Origin of the sequence: Pseudoalteromonas sp. NSLLW24 (genome assembly GCF_015864725.1) — a bacterium.
GTDB classification, from domain to species: Bacteria; Pseudomonadota; Gammaproteobacteria; order Enterobacterales; family Alteromonadaceae; genus Pseudoalteromonas; species Pseudoalteromonas arctica.
In genome coordinates this window covers 266,410-289,050 of the sequence record NZ_JADYWQ010000003.1, presented here as the reverse complement: position 1 = coordinate 289,050, position 22,641 = coordinate 266,410, and the positions used below count along the sequence as shown (strand labels likewise).

Annotated in this window: 20 protein-coding genes; 6 read left to right on the top strand and 14 right to left on the bottom strand. The window is 39.1% G+C overall.

The genetic code is table 11. The features are described from left to right. Window positions 1-91: 91 nt before the first annotated feature. From tyrA to ffh, 6 genes are all read right to left on the bottom strand, one after another. Entirely contained in the window at window positions 92-1,225 is a 1,134-nt protein-coding gene (gene tyrA, locus I6E72_RS04550; protein WP_197111198.1) for a bifunctional chorismate mutase/prephenate dehydrogenase, read from the bottom strand. Between the two features lie 242 nt (window positions 1,226-1,467). After that, the gene (rplS, locus tag I6E72_RS04545; RefSeq protein WP_007581406.1) at window positions 1,468-1,827 is read right to left on the bottom strand and encodes a 50S ribosomal protein L19; all 360 of its coding nucleotides are present in this window, start codon (window positions 1,825-1,827) and stop codon (window positions 1,468-1,470) included. Window positions 1,828-1,860: 33 nt separating this feature from the next. Further along, entirely contained in the window at window positions 1,861-2,628 is a 768-nt protein-coding gene (trmD, locus tag I6E72_RS04540; RefSeq protein WP_007581405.1) for a tRNA (guanosine(37)-N1)-methyltransferase TrmD, read from the bottom strand. Further along, window positions 2,628-3,164: a ribosome maturation factor RimM gene (gene rimM / locus I6E72_RS04535; protein ID WP_010554631.1), complete on the bottom strand. Its 537-nt coding sequence runs from the start codon at window positions 3,162-3,164 to the stop codon at window positions 2,628-2,630. Before rimM ends, trmD begins: the two co-directional genes overlap by 1 nt. 17 nt (window positions 3,165-3,181) lie before the next feature. Further along, window positions 3,182-3,430 carry a 30S ribosomal protein S16 gene (gene rpsP / locus I6E72_RS04530; RefSeq protein WP_002962192.1) on the bottom strand — a complete coding sequence of 83 codons (249 nt, stop codon included), beginning with the start codon at window positions 3,428-3,430 and terminating at the stop codon, window positions 3,182-3,184. A gap of 260 nt (window positions 3,431-3,690) precedes the next feature. Further along, the gene (gene ffh, locus I6E72_RS04525; protein WP_007581399.1) at window positions 3,691-5,070 is read right to left on the bottom strand and encodes a signal recognition particle protein; all 1,380 of its coding nucleotides are present in this window, start codon (window positions 5,068-5,070) and stop codon (window positions 3,691-3,693) included. Window positions 5,071-5,323: 253 nt separating this feature from the next. On the opposite strand from ffh, the gene I6E72_RS04520 reads away from it, so the two are divergent. Further along, a complete protein-coding gene (locus I6E72_RS04520) occupies window positions 5,324-6,130 on the top strand; it encodes a cytochrome C assembly family protein (RefSeq protein ID WP_007581398.1) in 807 nt (268 codons plus the stop codon). Window positions 6,131-6,191: 61 nt separating this feature from the next. After that, a complete protein-coding gene (locus I6E72_RS04515; RefSeq protein WP_007581396.1) occupies window positions 6,192-7,460 on the top strand; it encodes an HlyC/CorC family transporter in 1,269 nt (422 codons plus the stop codon). A gap of 48 nt (window positions 7,461-7,508) precedes the next feature. Here I6E72_RS04515 and I6E72_RS04510 read toward each other — a convergent pair whose 3' ends face one another. Beyond that, complete coding sequence (locus I6E72_RS04510; protein ID WP_010554629.1) at window positions 7,509-8,120, bottom strand: transglycosylase SLT domain-containing protein; 612 nt, start codon at window positions 8,118-8,120, stop codon at window positions 7,509-7,511. A 145-nt stretch (window positions 8,121-8,265) separates the two neighbouring features. After that, a complete protein-coding gene (gene gshA / locus I6E72_RS04505; protein ID WP_010554628.1) occupies window positions 8,266-9,843 on the bottom strand; it encodes a glutamate--cysteine ligase in 1,578 nt (525 codons plus the stop codon). Between the two features lie 587 nt (window positions 9,844-10,430). On the opposite strand from gshA, the gene I6E72_RS04500 reads away from it, so the two are divergent. Beyond that, window positions 10,431-11,978, top strand: coding sequence for a methyl-accepting chemotaxis protein (locus tag I6E72_RS04500; RefSeq protein WP_197111196.1), 1,548 nt, complete (start codon window positions 10,431-10,433; stop codon window positions 11,976-11,978). Window positions 11,979-12,030: 52 nt separating this feature from the next. Here the strand turns inward: I6E72_RS04500 and clpB are convergent, their stop codons facing one another. From clpB to rluD, 3 genes are all read right to left on the bottom strand, one after another. Then, on the bottom strand, window positions 12,031-14,607 hold the full coding sequence (gene clpB, locus I6E72_RS04495) for an ATP-dependent chaperone ClpB (RefSeq protein ID WP_165734758.1): 2,577 nt from the start codon (window positions 14,605-14,607) through the stop codon (window positions 12,031-12,033). A 96-nt stretch (window positions 14,608-14,703) separates the two neighbouring features. Then, the gene (gene pgeF, locus I6E72_RS04490; protein WP_197111194.1) at window positions 14,704-15,435 is read right to left on the bottom strand and encodes a peptidoglycan editing factor PgeF; all 732 of its coding nucleotides are present in this window, start codon (window positions 15,433-15,435) and stop codon (window positions 14,704-14,706) included. Beyond that, window positions 15,435-16,412, bottom strand: coding sequence for a 23S rRNA pseudouridine(1911/1915/1917) synthase RluD (rluD, locus tag I6E72_RS04485; RefSeq protein WP_007581384.1), 978 nt, complete (start codon window positions 16,410-16,412; stop codon window positions 15,435-15,437). The genes pgeF and rluD overlap by 1 nt, the downstream gene beginning before the upstream one ends. Before the next feature lie 141 nt (window positions 16,413-16,553). On the opposite strand from rluD, the gene I6E72_RS04480 reads away from it, so the two are divergent. Then, window positions 16,554-17,318, top strand: coding sequence for an outer membrane protein assembly factor BamD (locus tag I6E72_RS04480; RefSeq protein ID WP_007581382.1), 765 nt, complete (start codon window positions 16,554-16,556; stop codon window positions 17,316-17,318). A gap of 47 nt (window positions 17,319-17,365) precedes the next feature. Here the strand turns inward: I6E72_RS04480 and glnB are convergent, their stop codons facing one another. After that, window positions 17,366-17,704, bottom strand: a complete 339-nt coding sequence (gene glnB, locus I6E72_RS04475; RefSeq protein WP_002962211.1) for a nitrogen regulatory protein P-II — start codon at window positions 17,702-17,704, stop codon at window positions 17,366-17,368. Between the two features lie 160 nt (window positions 17,705-17,864). Between glnB and I6E72_RS04470 the strand changes: the two genes are divergently transcribed. Then, window positions 17,865-18,416: a GspH/FimT family pseudopilin gene (locus I6E72_RS04470; protein WP_121954429.1), complete on the top strand. Its 552-nt coding sequence runs from the start codon at window positions 17,865-17,867 to the stop codon at window positions 18,414-18,416. A gap of 79 nt (window positions 18,417-18,495) precedes the next feature. After that, on the top strand, window positions 18,496-19,026 hold the full coding sequence (locus tag I6E72_RS04465) for a GspH/FimT family pseudopilin (protein WP_197111192.1): 531 nt from the start codon (window positions 18,496-18,498) through the stop codon (window positions 19,024-19,026). Window positions 19,027-19,032: 6 nt separating this feature from the next. On the opposite strand, the gene I6E72_RS04460 is transcribed toward I6E72_RS04465, so the two are convergent. Both I6E72_RS04460 and I6E72_RS04455 read right to left on the bottom strand, forming a co-directional pair. After that, window positions 19,033-19,449, bottom strand: coding sequence for a type IV pilin protein (locus tag I6E72_RS04460; protein WP_024607276.1), 417 nt, complete (start codon window positions 19,447-19,449; stop codon window positions 19,033-19,035). 9 nt (window positions 19,450-19,458) lie between these two features. Then, the gene (locus I6E72_RS04455; protein ID WP_197101535.1) at window positions 19,459-22,641 is read right to left on the bottom strand and encodes a pilus assembly protein; all 3,183 of its coding nucleotides are present in this window, start codon (window positions 22,639-22,641) and stop codon (window positions 19,459-19,461) included.

Genomic DNA, 22,641 nt, shown 5'->3' with positions numbered 1-22,641 from the left:
CCCTTTTTCGTTAACTAGTACCAGTCTGCATAAATATTTTAGCAATTTAACGAATTAAATCCCCATACTTAAGCAAACGGTATAACAAATATTAATCTAAAACTTTTGAATCATTCGCTTTATTTAATAAGCTTCTGCTTTGCGTTAAAAAGTGTTCTGTCGAGTCAGAAAAGTAAACTTTAGCCTGCGCAAAAGAATCAATAAGCGCGGCTTTATCTCCCGCTTTTAATTTTGCTAACGTACTTGCGAAGGTATCTTGGTACTGTGCAAGTAAGGTTTCTACATCATCGAATTGTGCTAGCATAATATCTGAGTAAAGCTCAGGCGACTGCGCAAATAAACGCCCTACCATCATCAGTTCTAATTGATATATAGGTGACGAGCAGCTACGTAATTCTTCTAGTGTATGACTTTGTTTTGCTAAAAATTGTCCGTACACAAATGTCGTTAAATGGCGCATTACCTGAATAATTTGCATTGCTTCATCATGCTTTTTAGCATCAAGCTCAACAAGCTGACAACCCCATACTTGTAACTGCTGTAACAAACCTTTTGCCGCTTGGTATTCTCGCCCTTCACATACAACAACTGTTTGTTTTACCCAGTGTGATATATCAGGCCCAAACATAGGATGTAAACCAACCACAGGGCCACTGTGCGCAGCTTTTAGTGCTTTAATAGGCGATTGCTTTACCGATGTAATATCAACTAGTAAACAGTCTTCATCTAGTTTAGGTAACTTAGCAACGACAGCGTCCAATGCATTAATAGGTACGCTAATCATTACCAGCTTGGCACCTTTTAAAATACTTTTAGCATCGTTTTGCTGATCTTTATCTAAGATTTTAACTTCGTAACCTGAGCGAATAAACTGCTGTGCAAATAACTGGCCCATGGCACCTTGACCACCCACAATCACAATTGGCGAAAGCTCTGGCGCTGCGCATGCAAGTTTTGCTTGTTGGTTTTGATAGGCTTCTCGCATCATACGTCTTAGTATATCTTCAACGAGATCTGGGCTTACATTTTGATTTATTGCTTCTTGTCGTCTTGCCGCTAATAGCTCTGCTTCACGGACAGGTGCATGTAAAGGCGCGCCTGTTTGTTGTTTTATCTCACCAATTTTTTGCGTAATACCATTACGTTTAGCGAGTAAGGCAACAAGTTGTGCATCGCATTCATCTATACCTTCTCTTAGCTGTGCTAAATCACTTATGTCAGCCACGTTCGTCCCACCTTAAAAAACCAAATAACGTAAATATAAATTTACATAAAAGTAAACTAATCAATACGATAAATACTAACAGGATCAGCTAACTGAGAAAAGGCTAAAGCGGAAATTTTACTAATGAGGAATTGAGAATTGAGAATTGAGAATTGAGAATTGAGAAAATAATATTCTAAAACCAAAACGGGTTGCAACCCGAAGGATGCAACCCGTTTTTTTGCGTTGATAAACAGCGCGTATTAGTTAAGTTTTTCTCTAATACGTGCAGATTTACCAGAACGCTCACGTAGATAGTAAAGCTTAGCACGGCGAACTGCACCGCGACGCTTAACTGTTACGCTATCAATAAGAGGGCTGTGCGTTTGGAATACACGCTCAACGCCTTCACCGTTCGAGATTTTACGAACTGTGAATGCTGAGTGAAGACCACGATTACGCTTAGCGATTACAACACCTTCAAAGGCCTGTAGACGCTCTTTAGCACCTTCTTTTACTTTTACCTGTACAACCACTGTATCACCAGGGCCAAATGCAGGTACGTCTGTTTTAAGCTGCTCATCTTCAAGCGCTTTAATAATATTTTGGTTTACTTTTGCCATTATGTTTCTCACTTTCCTAGGTGTAACTGTCTTCTAGCCACAAGCTTTTTGGTACTCTTGCTGAAATTTCGCGAGTAATACCGCTTGCTCCTCAGTCAGAGCTAGGTTATGCAACAAGTCAGGACGTCGTAACCAAGTTCTGCCTAATGACTGCATAAGCCGCCATTTTGCTATCTCTTGGTGGTTACCACTGAGTAATACAGCAGGAACCTGTTTGTCGTCCAATGTTTCTGGTCGTGTATAGTGTGGACAATCTAACAAGCCATCCGAAAACGAATCTTGTTCTGCTGACTGGTTATGACCTAACACACCTGGCACTAATCGCGCTACTGCGTCAATTAATGTCATGGCAGGTAGTTCACCACCACTCAGAATAAAATCACCAATTGACCATTCTTCGTCAACATATGATTCTATTATTCTCTCATCTATACCTTCATAGCGACCGGCAATCAAAATCAGTTTTTTAGAGTTAGCGAGTTCGCTAGCACCTTGCTGATCAAGTTTGCGCCCTTGCGGGGACATATAAATTACTTTAGCACCATCACCAGCTGCTTTTTTAGCTTCGGCAATCGCTTTTTTTAATGGCTCAACCATCATTAACATACCAGGTCCGCCCCCGTAAGGACGGTCATCTACGGTTCTATGCTTATCTAAAGCGTAGTCTCGCGGATTCCAGCAGTTAAAATCAATTAAGCCATTTTTTACTGCGCGACCGGTAACACCTTGGTCTGTAATAGCGTCAAACATGTCTGGAAAAAGGCTTATCACCCCTACCCATAATGAACTAGTTTGCGTCATTAAAAACCAGGATCCCAGTCTACGGTAATTTCTCTTGCATCGTATTTAACTTCTTTAATAACTGAATCAGTTAAAAAAGGAATCAAACGCTCAGCTTGACCAAATGCGTCTTTACTGTTTGCTTTAACAACCAGTACGTCATTTGATCCTGTCTCCATCAGGTCATCAACAATGCCTAAGCTATAACCTTTATCGGTTACAACAGACATGCCAATGAGATCTCGCCAATAGAACTCACCTTGCGGGAGTTCTGGTAAATGCGCTGCATCCATTGAGATTTCAGCATGGGTATAAGCCATTGCTTCGTCTCGGTCGTTTACCTGCGCAAATTTAGCGATAAAGCCTTTGTTGTGGCGACGCCAGTCGACCACTTCTAAGGACTGCCATTTACCTTGCTGCCCTATCAACCACGGGCTGAAATCGAAGATCCCTACGGGATCATCAGTAAATGAATGTACCTTAAGCCAGCCCTTTATACCATATGGGGCACCGAGCTTTCCTACGACAATTATTGATGAGGTGTTCTCTTGACTCATGGTTACACTTACGCCTATTAAGCCGCTTTACGAGCGTCTTTTACTAACTTAGCTACGCGATCTGAAAGAGATGCGCCCTGACCTACCCAGTGTTCAACACGTGGTAAATCTAAACGAATTTTTTCTTCTTGACCTGAAGCAATTGGGTTAAAAAAGCCTACTTTCTCGATGAAGCGACCGTCACGCGAGAAACGGCTATCCGCAACCACAATTTGATAGAAAGGGCGTTTTTTAGCGCCACCACGTTGCAAACGAATAGTTACCATACCGTCCTCTATAAAGATTGACTGTTTTCATTAATAAGATTTACTCCCCAGAATGGGGAGCTGGGGAATTGTACGAGTTTTTGGCAATAACGCAAGTAAGAAGTGAACCAAAAAGGCAGTTTAGTAGGTTAAACCGTGATCTCAACGACAAATAAGAGTTAAAGGTGTATTACATGCATAATTTATTCAACAAAAAAGGAGCTATTTGCTCCTTTAAATATGATTCGCTATTATTTTAAAAAGTAACTTAATGGTACTTTTTAAAATTTAGGACCGCCGCCGCCCATCATTCCAGGTGGTAACATGCCTTTCATACCGCGCATCATTTTAGTCATGCCGCCTTTACCTTTCATTTTTTTCATCATTTTTTGCATTTGCGTAAACTGCTTAAGCAACTTATTAATCTCTTGCACTTGTGTACCAGAGCCAGCTGCTATGCGTTTTTTACGCGAACCTTTAATGATTTCTGGGCGCGCACGCTCTTTTTTAGTCATAGAGCTAATAATAGCTTCCATTTGGATAAATGTTTTATCACCCATTTGACCTTTAACAGCATCTGGTAAGTTAGACATACCAGGGAGCTTATCAAGCATTGACATCATGCCACCCATGCTTTTCATTTGCTTTAATTGGTCAGCAAAATCATCAAGAGTAAAACCTGCGCCTTTAAATACTTTTTCAGCAACTCTAGCAGCTTGCTCTTTATCTACTTTCATCTCGACTTCTTCGATTAATGAAAGTACGTCACCCATACCTAAAATACGCGACGCTATACGGTCTGGGTGGAAAGGTTCAAGTGCGTCAGTGCGCTCACCCACACCCATAAACTTAATAGGCTTGCCAGTGATGTGACGAATAGATAAAGCAGCACCACCACGCGCATCACCATCGGTTTTTGTTAATATAACACCGGTAAGTGGTAATGCTTCGTCGAATGCTTTAGCTGTATTCGCCGCATCTTGACCTGTCATTGCATCAACAACGAACAAGGTTTCAATTGGATTGATTGCTTTATGAAGATCTTTAATTTCATCCATCATGTTGCTATCAACATGTAGACGACCTGCAGTATCAACAAGTACTACATCTATAAATTTCTTTTTAGCATGAGAAATTGCAGCGGTTGCAATATCAACAGGCTTTTGCGAAATATCACTTGGGAAGAAATCAACATCAACTTCTGCTGCAAGCGTTTCTAGCTGTTTAATAGCCGCAGGGCGATAAACATCGGCACTTACTACAAGTACTGATTTCTTTTTTCGCTCTTTTAAAAACTTAGCAAGCTTAGCTACACTGGTGGTTTTACCCGCACCTTGTAGACCCGCTACCATTACAACGGCTGGCGGTTGCGCATTTAGACTTAGCTCTTCATTAGCCTCGCCCATTGCTTTTTCTAGTTCTTCACGCACTATTTTTATAAATACTTGGCCTGGGCTTAAGCTTTTTGTAACTTCAACCCCAACTGCACGTTCTTTAACTTGTTTTACAAAGTCGCGAACAACAGGCAATGCCACATCGGCTTCTAAAAATGCCATACGCACTTCGCGAAGTGTGTCTTTTATGTTGTCTTCCGTCAGACGGCCACGGCCACTGATATTTTTTAAGGTTTTACCTAATCGTTCTTGGAGGTTCTCAAACATGTAACGGTTCCGATAAGACGTTTATATCAATCCATTTAAATTTTACGATTAATTTGATTTTTCAATTAACCTAGATTGACTTATTAAGTTTCAATTAAAAGTAGTATACCGTATATGGCGTCTTACAATATAGTGTTCAAGTGTACCTTGATGAGTTTCTTTTTTTAAGGTCTATGCATTTGCTTTGCTATAAAATACAATGGCTATATAACAACAAGGATTATTTTGTCTCAAATTAAGTGGCCCAAGCACAATGCTGATTATTAGTTTAACTATTATTGCCAGTTTATTTTATGTGTTAGCAACGTCTCACGTGCTTTCACGCCTGTTTCATCAACAAGGCCCAAGCCAAAAAGTAACCGTTATTTTAAGCACGGTTGCTATAGTGGCGCACATGCTGCTGTTAGTTAACTCTGTTTTTAGAGCCGACGGTCAAGATTTAAGTATCGTAAACGTCGCTCTTTTGACGTGCTGGGTGATTGTGGTCTCGGTGACGACTGTCTCGCTAAAATTCCCTGCTACTTTATTGTTGCCCGTTGTTTATGGTTTTGGTGCCTTACTAACCATTGCCAGTTTATTTATACCTCATCATATTTTATTGCAAAGTATTAATATTGAGGTGGGTTTAGTAACGCACATCTCTTTATCTTTGTTAGCCTACTGTATTTTAATTATCGCTACTTTATATGGTGTACAGTTTTACTTTATTGATAAACGTTTAAAACGTAAAGATTTAGCAATTGTGCATAGCCATCTTCCGCCTTTAATGGTTGTGGAGCGCCAGCTTTACCAACTTCTTAATTTAGGCACTATATTACTCACATTTGCATTACTTTCAGGGTTTGTATTTCTTGATGGAATGTTCGCTAAAGAGTTCATTCATAAAACAATATTGTCGTTAGTTGCGTGGGCTATTTTTGCCGTTGTTGCTATTGGTCATATGAAAAAGGGTTGGCGCGGTAAACCGGTGGTTATTACAATCATGGTCGCTGCATTTGTCCTCACACTCGCTTATTTTGGCAGCCGTTTCATACAAGAAGTGATACTAAATAAGTTTTAACTTGACTCTGCTTGCTCACTCTAGCTTAATACGCATTGATTTATAAGAAAAGGATCCATCGTTGGACGACATATCGACAAGTACCCTATTTATCATTTTAGGTTTTTTGGTGCTTTTTTCTGCTTATTTTTCTGGTTCAGAAACCGGAATTATGTCAATCAATCGTATACGCCTGCGACACCTTGCTAAAGAGGATCATCGTGCAGCTAAACGAGTCAGTAAATTACTTAGCCGTCCAGATAGGCTCATCGGTTTAATCTTAATCGGTAATAACCTTGTTAATATTGCAGCAGCCCAAGTTGCAACCATTATAGGTATTCGCCTTTACGGTGACCTCGGTATTGCAATAGCTACAGGTGTGTTAACTTTAGTCGTGCTTATATTTGCTGAAGTAACCCCTAAAACCCTTGCTGCTCTTTATCCTGAAAAAGTTGCCTTTCCAAGCTCTATTATTTTAAAAGGGCTACTTAAAATAATGTTCCCTTTTGTGGTTGTTATTAACTGGATGACCAACGGAATATTGCGATTATTTGGTATTAGTGCCGCACAAATCGACGAACACAGCATGAGTAAAGAAGAATTAAAAACAGTACTCAATGAGTCAGGCGCACTTATTCCTGCTCGTCATCAAAGTATGCTGACTTCAATTTTAGATTTAGAACAAGTAACCGTTGAAGATATTATGATCCCACGAAACGAAATTGTGGCCATTGATATTAATGACGATTGGAAGCTAATTAGTCGCCAACTTACCCATGCACAACATACTCGTGTGTTGTTGTATCGCGATAATATAGATGATGCAGTAGGTTTTATTCACTCACGTGATGCGCTTCGTCTACTTACAAAAGAGCAATTTGATAAACCATCTTTGCTACGAGCTGTACGTGAAATTTACTTTATCCCTGAAGGAACCTCACTAAATACTCAGCTATTAAAGTTTCAGCAATCTAAAGAACGCATAGGCTTAGTGGTAGATGAGTATGGCGACATCCAAGGCCTAGTGACCCTAGAAGATATTTTAGAAGAAGTTGTTGGCGATTTCACAACTACGCAAACTCGTACGCCGAGCGAAGAAGTAGAAACACAAACTGATGGCTCATGTATTGTGGATGGCGGCGCTAACGTACGCGATTTAAATAAAGAAATGGGTTGGGATTTCCCGCTCGATGGACCTAAAACTTTGAGTGGTTTAATTGTTGAATACTTGGAGAATATTCCTGATGCAAATATTAGTTTGCGTATCGCGGGATATCCTATTGAAGTACTCGAAGTTAAAGAAAATATGATAAAACAAGTGAAGATACTGCCGAATAAGCGTTCTCGCTAAATAAAAAAGGAGCCAATTGGCTCCTTTTTTATATCCATTAATAACTATCTAGCCAAATATAAGACGTTCAAACCAACCTTTATCAAGCTCTTCTTCGCAGTGTTTTAATTGCGCACCATAACGGCTCGCTCTGTGCTTAACTTTGTTCGCAACACCCATTAGCCACTTTTTCTTTTTGTACGTGCCACGCTTATACCCACCCCAACCTTCATGATAATTAAGGTATTGTGCGTAAGCATCCCATTTAGATATTTTATTTACTTTATGCGTTTTATAAACAAACCACGCCATAAAGTCGATTGCATCGTCAAAGTCGTCTCTATCAGCACCGTTGTTGCCTGTTTCACGAATATAATCAGACCATGTTGGTGTTTTAGCTTGCGAGTAACCATAGGCATCACTTGCGCGACCGGTAGGAATTATCCATAAGAAGTACTCCATAGGCGGAGCGGCATCATGCTTAAATGAGCTTTCTTGGTACATCATACTCATGAGTACATGCTTGGGAGAACCCCATTTTTCTTGTGCATCTTTTGCGTCGAAATACCAATCTGGCTTTTCTTCAAAGATTTTACATAAATCGTTAGGTTGCTTTGGAGGTGCTGTAGCACAACCGGCTAAAGTAATGGCGAGAGATAGGATAATTGCATTTTTTTTCATTTTTCTAAGATCTCACAGAACTTTTTTATAAAGTGTGGGTCTGACTCAATGAATGCAGCAGTACAGCATTAATTCATCCCTGAATATATTTACGCAGCCAACTTAGGCTGCGTTTTTTTTGCTTAAATGTTGCTAAATACCAAGGTTATTTACCGTCAAAATACGCATCTAAAAACGCGGTAAATGACTGGGTATCTGCTTGCTCAATTGCAGCTTGTGCTTCGTTAGACTCTACAACTTGTTGTTCCAGCCAAGGCTTTAAAAACTCGCTGTAGTCAGTATCTGCGTGGCTTTGCTTATATTTACTAGCCAATGCTAGTGCAAAGTGGCCGTTGTCTAAACCAGACTCTTTTAATTGTGACACGTAACGTCCAGAGTAAGTAAGCTCTGGATTATGTATCCACGTTGCCATGCGCTTTATAGTATCTGAGTAATAGTTAACACCATAAGCATTATCCATCCATTTAGCGACATCTGTAAGCTGGGTAAATATTTCATCGCCCCACGACTGAAGGCTACGCTGTGTGTTATTAAAGTTAAGCATTAGCCCTTCTTCTCGACCTTGGTTTACTACTGTGTCGAGATTTTCAGTACTACGTGCTTGTTCTTTCCAATCCATTGGAGCTGAATCTTTTAATAAACAATACGTTAAAAACACATCTAAAAAGTGAATTTGCTCAATATCAATACCAACTTCGCTAAACGGGTTAACGTCTAATGCGCGAATTTCTACGTATTCAATGCCTGCTCGAAGCAATGCATCCGTTGGCGTTTCGCCACTTTTCGCATTGCGCTTAGGACGAATTGGCGAGTAAAATTCGTTTTCAATCTGCAGAATATTTTTATTTAACTGCTTAGGGTTTTCACTCTTGTAGTCATCAAGATCACCATAAATTTCTGATGGTGTGTTGATTGCTTTTTTAAGGCCCGCTACATATTCATCTAACGAGTTATACATTACGCGTAGTGACGACTGAGCGCTATTTGTATAGCCTAAATTACCTAAACGCAGTGCTGTACCAACTTCTAAGTAAAGCGTGCCTTTACCTAGTTTTTTAAATGGTAAGTCAGTTTTTCGACCTTGCAAAAATGAGTTACACAATGCTGGCGATGCGCCAAACATGTAACTTATTAGCCATAGTTCGCGTTTAAAGTTACGAATAAGCGATAAGTAGCCTTCTGAAATAAAATCTTGAAGGCTTGCATTGCTTTTTTGTAACGAATGAAGTGACTGCCAAAGCGTATCTGGGAATGAAATATTAAAGTGAACACCTGCAATTGCTTGCATCATACTACCGTAGCGATTTTTTAATCCTTCACGGTATAGTGTTTTCATTTGACCAGTATTTGAACTACCAAACTGAGCTAGCACTATATCGTCTTGGTGCTCAATAAAACACGGCATGCTAATGGGCCAAAGTAGTTCATCGCCCATTTTTTCTAGAGTGAACTTTTGAAGGTCTTTTAATTGCTTAAGCGTTTGCGTTGACGATTCACTAACTGGAGTAATAAATTCAAGTAAAGACTCAGAAAAATCAGTTGTGATATGGCCGTTAGTTAACGCACTGCCTACACCTTTTGGGTGACCTTGAGGTGATATTGCACCATTATCTTGTATTCTTAGCGACTCTCGCTCTATGCCACGTTTAATGCCTTTAACTGCATGTTGGTGCTCATTTACTGATAACGCTTCAAGTGCGTTAGCTAAATCATGTGTTGTCAAAAAATCTTTCCTCGGGCCACGTGGCTTAATCATAAGGTTATGGGGGCTAATTACTTAGACTCAAGATTAATACCAATTTTATTGAAAATATGATCATTCTATCGCATTAAATAGCGCACTCACTGCGTTAAAAATTATTCATATAGAACAACTATATGTCATAATTTTCGCCTTGTTATTGTGCTATTTTCTTAGCGCTATAATTGATCACTTATTTAATGCAACTGGTATAAATTGCTAGAACAATATAATTTTTCTAAGTTAATAATTATTTACCCACTCTATACATGCGTTTGATATGACCAACATCATTATATTAAGTCGTAATATTGCCATTGCTCTGGGCATTATACAAATGCTTTAAATGCGTATTTAAGTATAAATTAAATACGCAAAATATAAGCCTAAAATAATAGACCGGAACTTATTTAAAATGAGTTCAATTTAGCTACTCGATATTTAAATTTGATCTAGATCAATAAAAACAATTATTTGCCTTATGAGCATAAAAGGAAAGACGCTATTTTTTGCTTTGTAGTGTGTAACCAATATAATGACAGCAACAATAAAGGATGATAATAAACATAATGCACAATGATAAAAGCTTAAAAAATGAAGAAGTATACTTTGATGAGTCACAAGAGCTTGTTTCTACTACCGACCTCAAAGGTGTAATAACATACGTCAATCAAGAGTTTTGCTCTGTAGCAGGTTATAGCGCACAAGAGCTTATCGGTCAGCATCATAATATTGTTCGTCACCCTGATATGCCAAAAGCGGCCTTTAAAGAAATGTGGGCAACATTAAAACAAGAACACTCGTGGCGCGGTATGGTTAAAAACCGTTGTAAAGATGGCCGTTATTATTGGGTAGATGCCTTTGTAACCCCTATTTTTGAGCATAGCCGACTTGTTGGTTATCAATCAGTAAGAACTAAAGCAAGCTCTCAACTTAAACAACGCGCACAAAACCTTTACGACAAAATAAATACCAATAAGTCATTATTTAATCTGCGGGAGCACACTGGGATAAGACAAAGTATTACTTTTGTATGCCTATTACTTTGGCTGATTTTTATTGCTGTTACGGGATCAATCTCTATAGCTGCAATTAGCCTATTTATTTGCGCTTTGGTTATTGGGCTAAATTATGACGAACTGCTTGTTACCCCTAAAATATTACGCGAACAAAAAGCAAAAGCCGATTCAATCTCTCGCTATATTTACAGCGGCCACACACCGCATAGCGTAAGTGATTATAGAGAGCAAATGCTAAGCGCAAAATTGCGCACGGTTCTTGGCCGTATGAAAGACTCTACATTAAGCTTTAATGGGATCGCGACTGATCTAGATAAACAATCAACGCTTACTGAAAAAGGCATTTCTTCGCAAGGTGAGCGTTTAGAACAAATTGCATCAGCGATGACTCAAATGAGCTCTACCATTGGTGAAATATCAGTAAATACCGCTCAAACAGCTGATAAAGTGAATAACACCCATCAAAGTTGCTCTGAAATAAAAGACCATATTGCAGATAATAGTAAAATGGTATCTGATTTAGCTTTTCAAGTAGAAAAGGCTGCAACCACAGCCACCAGCTTAGCCTCTGAAGCAGATAAGATTGGTAAAGTAATGAGTGAAATAGAAGGAATTGCCGATCAAACTAACTTACTTGCCCTTAATGCAGCGATTGAAGCAGCTAGAGCGGGAGAGCATGGTCGAGGCTTTGCTGTAGTAGCCGACGAGGTAAGGACCCTTTCGTCACGTACTCAAAATGCTACAACACAAATCCACAGTTCTATTAAAGAAATACAAGATACTTTATTTAGCTGGTCTAAAGTAATGCAAAGCACTAAAGCACAAGCCGATAATTGTGTGCTGACAACCGATAAAACTCAAGTTGAATTAGAGGGGATTTTTATCCAAATCAGTGAAATATCTCATTTAGCAATACAAATATCATCTGCTGCAGAAGAGCAACAAATGGTTAGTAATGATATTAGTAATAATGTTTCGCAAATTAAAGACTTTGGAGATAACAACTTAAGCTTAAGCTTTAATGTGGCAAAAGGAGCAGCTGAACTTGTTGAAGGTTCACGTAGGGTGAACGATTTATTACTAACTTTTAAAGTTTAACAAACATAAAAAAGCCGCTATTTTAGCGGCTTTTGAGTTTAATTATTTACAATTAACGCTTGGAAAATACCAGAGAGTCGTCATTTGCATCAATAACGATCACGCAACCTGGTAAGTAGTCTCCATTAAGTAACTTTTGTGCCAGCGGGTTTTCAATCGTTTGTTGAATAGCACGCTTAAGCGGACGTGCACCGTACACAGGATCAAACCCACTTGCTGCAATTCGCTCAAGAGCAGCATCGCTTATTTCAAGCAGATACCCCATCTCTGTTAAACGCTCACGTAATTTCATTAACTGAATATCAGCTATTTCTTTTATATGCTCGTTTGCTAACGGGTGGAACACGACAGTCTCGTCGATACGGTTAATAAATTCAGGCCTAAACTCATTAATTAATACTTCCATTACTTTAGCTTTAAGGGTCGTATAGTCATTATTACCCGCTTGCTCTTGGATAATATCTGAGCCTAAATTTGAGGTCATGATAATAACAGTATTTTTAAAATCAACGGTTCTACCCTGCCCGTCAGTTAATCGGCCATCATCTAATACTTGCAGTAAAATATTAAACACATCCGGATGTGCCTTTTCTATTTCATCAAGCAATATCACTGAGTAAGGTTTACGACGAACAGCTTCTGTTAAATAACCGCCCTCTTCGTAACCCACGTAACCTGGAGGAGCCCCTACTAGACGTGCAACTGAATGTTTTTCCATAAACTCAGACATGTCGATACGCACCATGGCATCTTCGGTATCAAACATAAAACCAGCCAGTGCTTTTGTCAGCTCGGTTTTACCCACACCAGTTGGACCTAAAAATAAGAAAGAACCAATAGGACGATTAGGATCTGCAAGCCCGGCACGTGAGCGTCGTATTGCGTTAGAAACAGCAACAACCGCTTCATCTTGCCCTATTACTTTACTGTGTAACTTATCTTCCATTTGCAGTAGCTTTTCACGCTCACCTTGTAGCATTCTTGCAACAGGAATACCTGTCCAGCGAGACAGTATTTCAGCAATTTCATCCTCACCTACTTGGTTTTTAAGCAGGGTCATTTCTTGCATTTCAGCTTGTGAGGCTAAATCAAGTTTTCGTTCAAGTTCTGGAATTCGCCCATATTGCAGCTCTGACATACGCTGTAAATCACTTGCTCTTCGCGCTACATCTAAATCTAATCTTGCTTGTTCAAGCTCGGCTTTAATTACTTGCGTGCCTTGAAGTGATGCTTTTTCAGCATTCCATATCTCGTCTAGCTCGCGGTATTGGCCGTCAAGGTCGGTGATCAACTCTTGCATTTCAGCTCGGCGTTTTTGACTTGCTTCATCTTTTTCTTTCGCTAGCGCATTATCTTCTAACTTTAGCTGGATGATACGGCGTTCAAGCTTGTCTAACGATTCTGGTTTTGAATCAATTTGTAATCGAATTGAAGAACCCGCTTCATCTATTAAATCAATCGCTTTATCGGGTAACTGACGGTCACTAATGTAACGATGAGATAACTGCGCCGCAGCAACAATCGCGGGGTCAGTAATTTCTACTGAATGATGTAACTCATATCGCTCTTTTAAGCCACGTAATATTGCAATGGTATCTTCGACAGATGGCTCTTCAATAAGTACCTTTTGGAATCGACGCTCAAGAGCTGCGTCTTTTTCTATATATTTACGGTATTCATCAAGCGTGGTTGCGCCAACACAGTGTAATTCACCGCGTGCTAATGCTGGCTTTAACATATTGCCTGCATCCATGGCGCCGTCACTTTTTCCTGCACCTACAATAGTATGTATTTCATCAATAAATAAAATGACTTGGCCTTCTTCTTTAGCCAATTCGTTTAATACTGATTTTAAACGTTCTTCAAATTCGCCACGGTATTTAGCACCCGCAACTAACGCCCCTAAATCAAGCGATAGTACGCGTTTATTTTTTAATCCTTCAGGTACTTCACCATTAATAATACGCTGTGCTAACCCCTCGGCAATTGCTGTTTTACCAACACCTGGTTCACCGATTAATACAGGGTTATTTTTAGTGCGGCGTTGTAGTACCTGAATCGTGCGGCGAATTTCGTCATCGCGACCAATAACGGGGTCAAGCTTACCTTGCTCTGCTCGCTCAGTTAGATCAATCGTGAATTTTTCAAGCGCTTGACGTGTTTCTTCGGCATTTGGGTCATCAACTTTTTGACCGCCGCGAATCGCTTTAATTGCAGTTTCAATTTTAGCCGAGGTAATATTTAACGACCTAAATATATCGCCAAGTGGACCTTTATCATCGCATGCCGCCAGTACAAATAATTCACTTGAAATATATTTGTCTTTGCGTTTTTGCGCGTACTTATCACATAGATTAATAAGTGATGCCATATTGTTTGATAGCTGGACGTCGCCACCTACACCTTCTACTTTAAATAATTTTTCTATTTCTTGTGAAAGCTTGGTGTTGAGTTCGTCAGCGCTGACACCCGTTTGTGCAAATAATGCACGTACACTAGAGCCACTTTGCTTTAGCAATGAATACATTAAATGTACGGGTTCAATAAATTGATGATCGCGACCAAGGGCTAGCGATTGCGCATCAGAAAGCGCAGATTGAAATTTACTTGTAAATCTATCTAAACGCATGGTGTTACCTATTAAATAATCTAATTGCTTAATTAATGGGTATGTTTAGGTGTTTGTTCAAGGTGTAGGGGGAAATATAATGATTAAAGATGTGAATTACTTGCGCCAGATCAAACTAGCCATACGTCCAGTTTGTCCATCTCGTCGATAAGAAAAAAATAAGTCACTTTGAGAGACTGTGCAGTAGTCGCCACCCGTAATATTTTTAACGCCTTGCTGGGTAAGTAAAGTACGCGCAATACCATAGATATCAGCAAGATATTTACCATTAGCTTGTGGTGTAAATGCGTGAATAAATGAAGGGGACCTTTTTTGAAATAACTCAAACACTTCAGCCCCAACCTCAAATCGAGTTGGCCCAATTGCAGGCCCTAGCCACGCATTTATATTTTCATATTTTGTACTAAAGCACCCTAATGTATTTTTAATAATTCCCTGCTCAAGTCCTCGCCAGCCGCCATGTATAGCTGCAACTTCTTTTTCATCATCACTGACTAATAAAATAGGTAAACAATCGGCGGTCATTATAGCCAAAGGCTGATTTAATAACTGAGTATAAAGCGCATCAGCATCGTGTAACTCATCAAAATCAAAATGTTCATCAACAATAACAACATTAGAGCTATGAACTTGATTTAGCCACACGGCAGGTTTAGGTAGGAGATTTGTTAATAATGAGCGATTTTTTGATACATGATTTTGATTATCACCAACATGGAATCCCAAATTAAAACTTTTAAATGGGATTTTTGAAACACCACCTCCACAAGTAGTACTTAACGTTCCTACTTTATGAAGGTTTTGCCATGTCGCTGACAATAAGTGCATTATCTATCGATATCAGGATTAGCTTTGGTATCTTCACGTAATGCGAGTGTCATAGCAACCATATCGTCTGGGATAGGTGCTTGCCATGTCATCATTTCACCCGTGATTGGATGCGCAATACTCAATTTTACAGCATGTAGTGCTTGGCGTCTAAAGCTACGAAGTAACTCAAATAACTCAGGTGTTGCACCTTTAGGTGGACGCGGGCGGCCGCCATAAGATTGATCGCCAATTAGCGGATGATTTAAATGTGCCATATGCACACGAATCTGGTGAGTACGACCTGTTTCTAAGCGCAGACGTAAACGAGTATGAGCACGGAATTTTTCAGCAACACGGTAATGTGTAATTGCCGGTTTACCCAGTTCATGTACTGCCATATGCGTACGCTGAGTCGGATGGCGGCCAATTGCTTTTTCAACCATACCACCTGCGGTCATAGTGCCATTACACAGCGCTTCATATTCACGCGTGAAGTTTTCACGCTTTTGTAACGCTGTTACTAAATGCGTTTGTGCTGGAATCGTTTTAGCTACAACCATTAAACCGGTCGTGTCTTTATCTAAACGATGCACAATACCCGCGCGTGGTACGTTAATTATTTCAGGGTAGTAATGTAGTAATGCGTTTAGCACTGTTCCATTAGGATTACCCGCACCAGGGTGAACCACTAGGCCCATTGGTTTATTAATTACCAAAATATCATCGTCTTCATAAACAATGTTTAATTTGATATCTTGTGCTTCGTATTCGCGTGGTGCTTCAATTGTTGTTTCAACACTTACAACTTCACCACCTAGTAGCTTTTCGCGTGGAGTGTTGAAAATTTCACCGTCTACGGTGATTTTATCATCCAATATCCACGTTTTTATACGAGAACGTGAATAATCAGGGAACAATTGTGCTAATACTTGGTCTAGACGTTTACCACCTAATTCGGTTGGAACGTCGGCTTGAAGAGAAATTTGCTCTGACATTAGTAACTTTACCCAATTTACCAGTGCAAGCTTTGCTCGACTGGGTTAGAATCGCTTTTAATAAAAGCATAATATAATACGCATAGTTTACTCGGTTTTACCGACTTGGCCTAGCCGAAGACATCGAAGGTAACAAATAAAATGATAAATAAAATAGGGAAACGTGCATTTGCCATTGTTTTTTCAGTTTCTGTACTTAGTTTAGGCGCTTGTTCGTCTGCTCCAGACCAAGAAGACATTCAACGTGTACCGAATAAATCTGCACACGCTTTATATGAAGATGCAAAAGAAACACTAGATTCTGGTTTATATGCTCGCGCAATTGAACTTTTGAGTGCAATAGATTCTCGCTACCCGTTTGGCCCATTCTCTAAACAAGTACAAATGGACTTAGTGTATGCACATTACCAATCAGGTAATACTGAACAAGCACTTGCAACCATTGACCGCTTTATCCGCTTAAATCCAAACCATAAAGACCTAGATTACATGTATTACATGCGTGGTTTAGTAAACATTAAAGCAGATAAAAATGCGTTCCAAGAGTACTTTGGTGTAGATAGAGCTGACCGTGATGCTAACCGTACACGTGTTGCATTTACCGATTTATCGACACTAGTAAAACGCTTTCCGAAAAGTGATTACGCGCCTGAAGCTAAGCGTCGTTTAGTATGGCTTTTAAACCGTATGGCACGTTATGAATTAAAAGTAGCCACTTACTATTATGAGCGTGAAGCTTATTTAGCTGCTGCTAATAGAGGTAAGTTTGTTGTTGAACACTACTCACAAAGCAGTTACTTAGATCCCGCGCTTGAAATGATGGAAAAAAGTTACGACCAATTAGGTTTAACTGAGCTTAGTGAGCACGCAAAGCAAACACGAAGACTAAATAAAAGAACTAAATAAACAAAAAGGCGCTTAGTAAGCGCCTTTTTACTGCGTAGAAGAAAATCTTAAATCGCCTCTTCATCTTCCTCAGCAGTACGAATACGTATTACACGCTCAACATCAGTGACAAATATTTTACCGTCACCGATTTTTCCTGTTTGTGCCGTTTTTACAATAACTTCAATTGCACGGTCTACATCTTCATCAGTCAATACAATATCAAGTTTTACTTTAGGTAAAAAATCAACCATATACTCTGCGCCACGATATAACTCAGTGTGACCTTTTTGACGTCCAAAGCCTTTAACTTCGCTTACCGTCATACCTGTAATACCTACATCAGACAATGCTTCACGCACATCGTCTAACTTAAAAGGTTTGATAATTGCTTCTATTTTTTTCATATTAATTACTTTTGAAAGCTCCAGTTGCCTCGATTTTAGACAATCATGATGCTCATAGCAAACAAAGCGATTGAATTACGGTGATAAAACAACCGATCATGGTATAATTTATTGTATAAAAATAGCGATACTTAAATGACTAGCAGTAAATGAGATTAATATGAAAAATAAACAAAACGGATTCACTCTTTTAGAACTCATGGTAACCGTTGCTATCGTTGGGATCATTGCATCCATTGCGATCTGGAATAGCAGCGATATGCTAGAAGAAAATAGAGCTGAGAATTTTTTGTTGGAATTAAAAAGAAGCATTACTTATGCACGCTCTCAAGCGGCAAGTACGGATGAAATAGTTATTTTATGTCCCGCACAAGAAGGCGCTATTAAACAAGCTAAAGATGAGTTTGAATGTGAACCAGAATGGGACACGAATAAAATCATTGTTGTTTTTGTTGATGCTGATAACAATGGAAGTTATAACGTAGCTAACGATGCCTTGTTGAGAGTTATAGAGGATATTCCTGCAACTGATAGCCTTAGTTATAGTGGTAACGAGACAAGTCTTCGTTTTAATACCAGTGGTCGTATTACAACAAATCCGGGAGACTTTATCTATTGCCCTAATAGTGATAATGAAAATAACAAAGCTTTAACAGTATCTCAATCTGGTACTTCTTTTTATACTGGTGATACAGCTCAGACTTGCGGTTAAAAAACATACAAATTAATCTTGTCATATTTGTATCATTTACTAGACTGAGTTAATCATTTATTAACTCAGGTCTTCAAGGATGAGATTATCAATATCAAAAAACAAGGGAGTGACACTTCTTGAATTAATGGTTTCAATTGCTGTTGTCAGTGTAATCAGTCAATTATCGATGTGGTTTTATCCAGACTTCTTGGCTAAAAACCGATTAGATAACCATGTGAATCTACTACACCGAAATATAAATTATGGCCGTCTTTACGCAATTGAAAATGGTACTTACGTCACGCTTTGCGCACTAAAAGGCAGTCAATGCACAAAGGACGAGTGGGATGGTCAAATGTCACTATTTATCGACAAAGATAAATCAACGACTCTAGATGATGATGAGTTACTCTTAAGCACTTTCGAGGATATTCATGATGCTGATACTTTAGAGTATCCGCGCAACGCCATTACATTTCGTCCAGATGGTTCTTTAAATGGTTTTCAAAATGGGACTTTTATATATTGCCCCAATAGCGATAAAGCCAATCTCGAAGGATTGGCTTTATCTGTAAGTCAAACGGGTAGAATTCGCATCAAATCAACTGATAAGTGTCAGAAGAAGTAATCTAGGCTATCGACCCCAGCAATAGTCAACATCTGAGTCTCCTTTAGACCCTTTTGCACCTTTGAGGCCTGTGTCAGTAATTGTAAGCTCTTTACAATCATTATCGCCTTTTACAGCACCGTCTATAGGTTTAGCTGTAATAGTGAAGGTATTGCTATCGACTACCTTTATGGATAGCTCAAAATGGCCATTTTCGGTTTTACTTTGCAATCCTAAATCAGTAAATGTCTCTGTATATTCCCTATTATCGACAAAATATTGCTCTTCCTTGTTTGCAGCATCTAACAATGCTGCAGCAGCTTCAGCGCGCGAAGCACGCTTTACATATTCAGTATAGTTAGGCAGCGCAATTGAAGCGAGTATGCCGACGATAGCAACGGCTATCATCAGCTCAATTAAGGTAAACCCGTGTTGTTTTTTCATCTAATTTCCTTAATTATTAACTTCGTCATTTTCTTCACGTTTATAGATATATGTTTGTTGGGTTTTAAAGCCAAACCCTACTGTATTGTCATTAACCAACACAACTTTACCATCGACAACAGTTAAACCAGGACCTTTTATTTCTACAGGTTTCATTGGATTTTCCGCATTTTCACCTTTAATACCAGGCCCAATTAAATAAAACTGACTTTCTTGTATTACGTCAACTGTTGGGTCGTCATCACATTTACCATCGCCATTACCATCTACACATGAAGGGCTTTCACCAAAGTATAACTGAGGTGTGTCTGGTACATCATAGCTGGTTGTAAATTTAAGGTCGTCATACACCTTAGTACCGTAATGTAAGTGAAAAGCGTATAAAGAACCACCACCACCACTTAGCGAACATTGATTTTCAGTCGATGTATCTGATGCAGGTGTGAAGCTTGTAAAATAGGCAACACCTCCAACAACTGTGGCAGCAGCTAGCGACTTTTCACCCGTTCCTAACTCATATCTCCAGCCATTAAATTTAGCCAAGTCTACTTCTAAGTCAACAAAATCATCAACGTCATCTAGAGCATTGCCAAATGGGTCTGAATTCATTTGCATCAAATCAGCAGGCAGAATAGTATCTGGTGCATTCGTTTTATACGATTTAGTAACCGTATTTTCATCTCTGATCATAAACAATTGATCTTTTTCATTGGTGCCGGTTGGTTTTGAGCGATTACCACTGCCGATAACTATCGCATCATACGGTGTATCTAAGCGTGTTATAACGGTGCTACCATTAACTGTTGACTCGCTTACTTTACTATAAATTGTACGTGCTACGAGTGGTTTATAGAAAAAGCGTCGGTCCTCAGTTGCTTTATTACTACCAAGCTCAGCTAATTTAAAGTGGCTAAACTCGCTAGTATTACTACCAGGCATATCTATACGCCAAATATCTCCACCTGTATCTGCCGCATAAATTCGGTCTATATATCCATCATAATCTGAGTCAAGCGTGGTTATATCTGCAGCAATACTATGCTTACCTTTAAAGCCATTAATATCGGGTGTTAATGCCCATACTCTTTTACCTGTTTCGGCTTCAACAATATAGATACCTCGCCCTGTACTATCTTCACTACGGATAGCTGCGTCTTTATTAGTATCATAACCAGCACCAAAAACTAATAAGGGTTTATCCCCAAATGCTTTAATGTAGGCTATTTGTGGCTTTGACCAGGTTTGTGCAAGCTCTTTAAAATCACCTTTACCACCTTCGATTGGAGCGTCCCATAATTTTTTCGGTATGTTCGGATTTGTTATATCAAGTCCGTAGTAATTTTTACCACCGCGACGCATCCCCGCAAAAGCCCACACTTTATCGTCGCCACTCGCATCAATAATACCGTCATTTAAACCATCACTATTTAAGTTTTTATTATCAAAATAAATACTAATAGGACCGTCCACACCATATACTTTCGTATCGGCTTGATTTTCACGTAGAGGTTCAATAATGTTGTATAAAGCAGACGGTATAAATGCCCAACTTTCACTTACACTATCATCTGAATCCTTAAACATATGTAAAAAGCCAGCATTAGTTCCTATCAAAACTCGAATATCATCATTACCATAATCGATTGCAACAGGTTTAGAATGCAGAGGGTCACCAAAAATATCTTTGCGCTGGTCAACGCTAGACCCATCGCCATCTTCATCATCAACGTCTATACCCATTGCCCATTTGATATCATTACTCGATAAGCTTAGCGGATTGTTATCGACTAAATTGAGAATATCACTCACAACTGAGGTATTAAAATTTACTATAGCTCCCTGATTGTCAGTGTATAAATTACGGCTATCTGAATCTAATGTCGTTAAATGAAGGTTCACACCACCTTGTGCAACTAAGTTACCATCCGCTGGCTCCCCACTTGGCAACCAAAATGTTTCTGCATTTTCGTCAATTAAGCCATTCTCATCAAGTGCCGACAATCCTTTTGAATCAACAATTTGATTCCCTGATACTTTCAGTTTTTTTAAGTTTCCACGCCAACGAGCACCTGTTTCAGGGTAAAACATGGCAAAATAAACAGCATCCCGGCTACGAGTTTGATCTACATTATTACTCGCAACTGAAGGCGATGAAAAACTATCATTTACTTCTCTAATTCTTGAAATAGTATTTTTTAATGCTTCAGATAAAGCTTCTGAAGTTCGCGCCTCTAAGTACTGGCCTCCACCAACTGATGCAGCTTTCTCTAGTAAGTCGATACCGCCCTCGCTCATTCCTGTGCCAAAGCCAATGGTAAAAACTCTACCAGTATCTAGCACATCACTTGTATCAGAGTATAAATCTACTTTTGTATTATTTGTTCCATGTATTATTTTTGATAGAGCAACTAAATAGCTATTAGAATAATCACCGCTCACAAAAGGGATTGAATCATTAAATAAATTATTATGTACACTTTTAATCTGATCATCACGACCATCATCGTTAGTAGGGTCTCCATCAGTCATCAAAATAATATTAATTGAGTTATCGCACCTGAGAGGATCTCCTGATTCCTTTTTAAATGGTGACTTATAAGTTCCATTAGCATCGGCTGCTTTATCTCTGCTGTTAATACCATACCCATAATAAAGGCTTTGCCCAGTAATATACCTATACGCCTCCCATAATGTTTCAGTTAAAGGAGTTGCACCACTTGCAGGCAAATCGTCAACTTCATTAAGTAAAGTGTTTTTGTTAGCACCAAGCCTTGCTAGTACATAGCCACCTGAACTTTCTCTAAATCTCATTAAACCAAAATCAATATCATCATTATCGGTAATAAGTTGGCTAACAGCGTTTTTTGCTACTAATAAGCGGCTATCTTCACAAACAGCTTGTGCATATCCGTTTACAGACTTGTAACATTGCTGTGTGTAACTAAAGTAAGTCTGACTTTTAAAACAATCTGATGTATAAAACTGTCCATTTTGATATCGACGATAACACTGGCCTCCATCTACAACATCCCAGGCCATACTCCCAGAGGTATCAAATATCATTAACACTCTTGGATTTTCGTCTGTCTCTACATCATGATTTACATAAAGCTCAATATCCTCAGCGAATACCGACATACTTATTGTTAAGCCAAGCAAAGAGGCTAACACTTTGTTTAATTTAAATTTCAT